Raw genomic sequence first — 5,246 nt, 5'->3', positions numbered from 1 at the left:
GCCGCTTTTGGCTCGTACAGGCACTCAGTACCAGCAGACAGCCTACCACCAGTACTTGTAAAAAAGAGAGTCGCATGGGTTAGCATTCTTCAATAATCGAAGTACCGGAAGAGGTATCGCCGGAAGTCCATTGCCAGGTTTCGTGCAGCCGAATCTTCCCGTTTTCCTGGATTTCCGGTATGGAATGACAGCGACCCGTACGCAGTTCACCCGTCGTATTGAGGTGTTGGTAGACCATGTCAATCTGGCCTTGGGCATCTACCGATCCAATGATAGAACCCTTACGTACCGATCCTCCGGCATACTCAGCCCAAATCAGGTTTCCTTCCTGGTGGTACTGAAAACGGGTTTCGCTACTGACTTCGCCATTTTCGGTATTAGTCACAGTACGAAACTGCCGATTATTGTAATCAATCATGCGATAGTAAGAAACGCTGTCCGTCTGACGCGACGGACAGCGATGAAGCTTTAGATTAAGGGTTCCTGCTGGCTCAGACAGTGGAAACTTCCCTGCCCCCAGATGATTTCATTGGCCAGCAAAGGAATGACTTTACGGTCGGGAAACGCCTGCTCCAGAATATCAATCGCCCGCTGGTCGTTGGGATTGTCGAATACCGGCACAATGACGCCCGCATTACAAATCAGGAAATTGGCGTAACTACCCGGCGTACGGAAATCGTTGATGTACACCGGTTTAGGCATGGGCAGTTCGATGATATTCAGTTGCTTGCCATTCAACAGTCGCATTTCTTTGAGCATTTGAAGATTGGTATTCAACACTTCAAAGTTCTCATCATTCCGATCCGTTTCTACGCAGGCTACGACCGTATCTTCGTTTACGAAACGAGTGGTATCATCAATGTGCCCGTCCGTATCATCCCCAACGATGCCGTCTTCCACCCATAACACCTGCTCCATGCCGTAATAATCACACAGGTATTTTTCGATCTGCCCCTGCGATAAATGGGGGTTTCGGTTCGGGTTGAGTAAGCATGATTTAGACGTTAATACCGTTCCCGCTCCGTTGAATTCAACCGATCCACCTTCCATAATGACGCCCGGTGATACGTAAGGCAAATTCAGATACGTAGCAATTTTAACGGGCAGTGCATCATCATCTGAATACGGCGGATACTTGCCACCCCAGGCGTTATAGCCCCAGTTTACAATCTGGCGTTGTTTGGTTTCGGGGTTAATCAGAAATGCCGGACCGTGGTCGCGGCACCAGGCATCGTTCGTAGGGTTAATCAGAAATTCAATCTGATTGAGATCAACGCCAGCCTCGGTTAACCAGCCGATAATCTGCGTTTTAAGGGCTTCGCTATTGGCGTTAATACAAACTTTTTCGCCCTGTGCAATAGCCTTAATGAATTGAATGTACTGCGGACGCATACCAGCGAGTTTGTCGCCCTGCCAGGAATGGTCGTTATGCGGAAACGTAAGCCAGGTAGCCCGGTGCGGGTGCCACTCGGCAGGAAAGAAAAAACCTTGTTCTTTAGGTGTCATTCAAGTACAAAAATTACCGACGATGACGTTCGGAATGAGGCCGCAAAGATACGCTTTCTTCGAGCTTTTCAGCAGGTGCACGTATTCAGAGCCGAATCACCGAATGTGAATTTGTCGGATCACAAGTGCCGTGAGTTTGATCGCAAGGATGTAATTTTGAAACATGATGAATGGTTCACCCAATCCGGCATTTTTACAACAGCTTTTTTCCAACGAACAACTCTTTTTAATTGATTCGGAACACGTTCCAGCTATGCCGGAGGCTGAACCCCTGCAGGCGGTACCACAAACAGCCGTTCCGGTAGCGGCCGTTCCCGTCGAAGCTCCCCAACCGACCCCAGAGGTACAGGAACCTGCTCCACCAGCACCCACACCCGTAGTGGTGACACCTACCGAAAAACCAGCTCTCGTTCAAACGCCGGAACCTGCTCCCCTCCGTTTCCAGCATCAACTCCTGGTACTCACGGATAATCCGAATGAGAAAGACCTCGATTTGCTGCAGAACATTCTTAAATCCGTTGGGCTTTCGCTGGAAGCCGTCGATTTGCTGGACGTTTCCCAAACGCTGCTGTCCCAGTACCAGTCTCTGCTGAGTAGCAAGGCAGTTCATCACGTGCTTAGTTTCGGTGTACCGCTCAAAAAAATGGGTATTCAGGTCTTTCTGATGCCGTACCAGATACGCCCTGTTGAAGAGATCAACTTTGTTATGGTGGATCATCTAAAAGATTTGCACGAAGACAAGGCTAAGAAAAAAGCCCTGTGGACGGTGCTCAAACAGCTCTTCACGGCGTAAGTCTCACTGCATCTTTTCACACCATACCAATATTTTTTTCTAATGAAGTCAACGCAACCGGCCTTTTTTACGTTTGTATAGGTACGGATGTGCCTAATCCCGGATCTTGTTCCCAACCCATAGCTTAGTTCTTTCTACGAAACAACTCTACTTTTTTACTATTGGACTTTTTTCTTCTGACTCTTCAGAAGAAATCTAACCCATGTATTAATCGTAGAAACGAATGGCACAAGAACCCATCCATCCCGAAGGCAACTCATTCCAACCTCCTTATCAACCCGAGTCGCACCGACTTCAGCACCAGCGTACGTTCATCCAGCAGGAAATACAGGAACTTGATACGGAAATCCGGCAAACCCGCCAAGATCAGCAACAAACGTACGGTTCGCTGCAACAGCATCTGGTCAAGATCGATAGTATCAATAAAGACATTGCCCGACAAAATCAGAGCGTCAGCGAGACGGAAGCCGACATTGCTTCGCTGGAAGAGCGGTACAAGAAAGCCGCTCCAAAGTACTCGCTGTTTGCGGGGCTGCTGTATTTCGTAGCGGGCCTTTCCTTCGTAGCGGGTGACCTGATCATTTCGCACGAAATTGTAGCCTATGCCCTCAATATCCGAAATACGACGGAAGCCTGGTTTTTCGCCGTAGGTCTGGCGATGGTGTCGGTATTGTTGAAACCCGTATACGATCGGCTGATCGAAGGACCGTACCTACAGAATCAGGAGAAGAGTCAGAAGCTGTATGCTTCCTTCAAAATTACCTTGGCTATCTTTTCCGTACTGACGCTGTTTGTATTGGGCTGGTTCCGGTACGAAGCCTATCGGACGGATAAAATGAAGCAGGCTATTACCCAGAACATCAAAAACCTGCAATTGCAGCAGGCCGATCAAACGTCAGCTTCGGCCATTTTGCAGGTTGAAAAGCAGATGCAGCAGGTGGATGTACTTAATCAGGGGCTGGTTACGAGTCCGTTTGCTCTGGCTTCGTTCGTACTGTCGGGTGTGCTGTTTGCCGTAGCCGGTGCCGTGTGTCTAGGCGTATCTTTTCCGATTCTTCAGGGCTTCTGGTTTCGCTGGCTACAGGCGGGGCCGAAACTCAAGCGTTTACGTAAGCTCCGCCTGCAGAAGCAACAACGTTTGGCAGAAACCGAAGGCAGTCTTTCCGAACACCTGATTCAGAAAGGAACGCTGGAAAACAAACTTAGCTTCCTAACACCGCTGACGGAACTGACGGAACGTCGAAACCAACTTCGCCAGCAGTTGTACGCGTTGACCGAACTTCCGTCCTCTGAGGTTTCCCGAGAACCTAAACTGGAGAGTAGTTCCGTCCGCAATGGTCATCCCCTTCCCCAGCGAATGAACGGTAATCATTGATTCAGGGCCGTAAAATGAAAACGCCAGTCCTACGACTAGCGTTTTCATTTTACTAGGTCTAGCTTATTTGCTTATCGTGTGGCTGCCTTCCTGATAAGGTGTACCGAAACGGTAGTTGGCCGCTTTATAAAGTTCTTCTTCGGGCAGGCTCTTGAAGTATTCGTACGTACGACGTAGTCCTTCTTCGCGGGTCACTTGCGGCTCCCAGCCCAAAATTTCCCGAGCCCGGGTAATATCCGGACGACGCTGCTTGGGATCGTCCTGCGGCAGAGGCTTCAGTACCAGTTGTTGTTTAGTACCCGTCAGCTTGATGATTTCTTCACCAAATTGCTTGATGGTAATTTCAACCGGGTTACCGATGTTCACGGGCTCGGCGTAATCGCTCATCAGCAAGCGATAAATTCCTTCTACTAAATCGTCCACGTAACAGAACGAGCGAGTTTGTGAACCATCGCCGAATACCGTCAGGTCTTCACCCCGCAGAGCCTGACCAATGAAGGCGGGCAATACGCGACCATCATTGAGTCGCATCCGGGGACCGTAGGTATTAAAAATACGAATGATCCGCGTTTCTACGCCGTGGTACCGGTGATACGCCATGGTGATGGCCTCCTGAAAACGCTTGGCTTCGTCGTATACACCACGGGGACCAATGGGGTTTACGTGGCCCCAGTAATCTTCCGTTTGCGGGTGCACCAGCGGGTCACCGTATACTTCCGAAGTTGATGCCACCAGAATACGGGCACCTTTGGCTTTGGCCAGTCCCAGACAGTTGTGCGTGCCCAGTGAACCTACTTTCAGCGTTTGAATCGGAATTTTCAGGTAGTCAATCGGACTAGCCGGACTGGCAAAGTGCAGGATATAATCCAGTTCACCCGGTACGTCGATGTAGTTGGATACATCGTGATGGATGAATTCAAACGTCGGAAGGGATCGAAGGTGCTCGATGTTTTTGAGATCGCCCGTTACCAGGTTATCCATCCCAATGACGTAGTAACCTTCTTTGATAAAGCGATCGCACAAGTGAGATCCCAGGAAACCGGCTGCTCCGGTGATGAGTACACGTTTCATAGAAAGGTGAATAGTATATAAAAAAGAGGAAAGATGTGTGGTTCTTCCCTCTCTTGCAATCAATTAATTAACTTTTTCGCGACCGATGGAGTAATAGGTGTAGCCCTTCTCCTGCATGTCCTCGAGTTCATAGACGTTGCGTCCGTCAAAGATGACTTTGTTCTTCAAACGACTTTCCATCTTCTCAAACTCCGGCGATCGAAACTGCGGCCACTCCGTCATGATCATCAACGCATCCGCATCCACCAGGGCTGAGTAGGCATCCTTGGTGAAGGTGATCTTCGAGCCAATGTCCGCAAGATTCGCTACGTTTTCCATCGCCTCGGGATCGTAGGCTTTGATGTGAGCACCCTGAGCAATCAGCTCGCGGATGTTGTAGAGGGCCGGGGCTTCCCGAATGTCATCGGTGTAGGGTTTGAAGGCCAATCCCCAGATGGCAATCGTCTTGCCTTTCACGTCTCCACCAAAATAATCCAGTACGTGCGGGATGAGCTTGGTCTT

At 49.6% G+C, this 5,246-nt stretch carries 6 protein-coding genes; 2 read left to right on the top strand and 4 right to left on the bottom strand.

Features of this window, described 5'->3' with window-relative positions; translation table 11 throughout:
• Positions 1-79 precede the first annotated feature (79 nt).
• Complete coding sequence (locus ACOJTG_RS16400; RefSeq protein ID WP_420154815.1) at positions 80-418, bottom strand: n-acetylglutamate synthase; 339 nt, start codon at positions 416-418, stop codon at positions 80-82.
• A 50-nt stretch (positions 419-468) separates the two neighbouring features.
• Positions 469-1,506 carry an agmatine deiminase family protein gene (locus tag ACOJTG_RS16395; RefSeq protein ID WP_420154814.1) on the bottom strand — a complete coding sequence of 346 codons (1,038 nt, stop codon included), beginning with the start codon at positions 1,504-1,506 and terminating at the stop codon, positions 469-471.
• Between the two features lie 166 nt (positions 1,507-1,672).
• Here ACOJTG_RS16395 and ACOJTG_RS16390 point away from each other — a divergent pair, with 166 nt between their 5' ends.
• Both ACOJTG_RS16390 and ACOJTG_RS16385 read left to right on the top strand, forming a co-directional pair.
• Positions 1,673-2,299, top strand: coding sequence for a DNA polymerase III subunit psi (locus tag ACOJTG_RS16390; RefSeq protein ID WP_420154813.1), 627 nt, complete (start codon positions 1,673-1,675; stop codon positions 2,297-2,299).
• Positions 2,300-2,522: 223 nt separating this feature from the next.
• The gene (locus ACOJTG_RS16385; protein ID WP_420154812.1) at positions 2,523-3,674 is read left to right on the top strand and encodes a hypothetical protein; all 1,152 of its coding nucleotides are present in this window, start codon (positions 2,523-2,525) and stop codon (positions 3,672-3,674) included.
• 63 nt (positions 3,675-3,737) lie between these two features.
• Here ACOJTG_RS16385 and ACOJTG_RS16380 read toward each other — a convergent pair whose 3' ends face one another.
• Both ACOJTG_RS16380 and ACOJTG_RS16375 read right to left on the bottom strand, forming a co-directional pair.
• Complete coding sequence (locus ACOJTG_RS16380) at positions 3,738-4,745, bottom strand: UDP-glucuronic acid decarboxylase family protein (RefSeq protein WP_420154811.1); 1,008 nt, start codon at positions 4,743-4,745, stop codon at positions 3,738-3,740.
• 63 nt (positions 4,746-4,808) lie between these two features.
• A partial coding sequence (locus ACOJTG_RS16375; protein ID WP_420154810.1) for a UDP binding domain-containing protein occupies positions 4,809-5,246 on the bottom strand: 438 nt, incomplete at its 5' end.

The sequence above is a fragment of the Siphonobacter sp. genome (assembly GCF_048595215.1).
In the GTDB taxonomy this organism is placed as follows: Bacteria; Bacteroidota; Bacteroidia; order Cytophagales; family Spirosomataceae; genus Siphonobacter.
The sequence above is the reverse complement of the archived record's forward strand: the minus strand, read 5'-3'. Positions and strand labels throughout refer to the sequence as shown.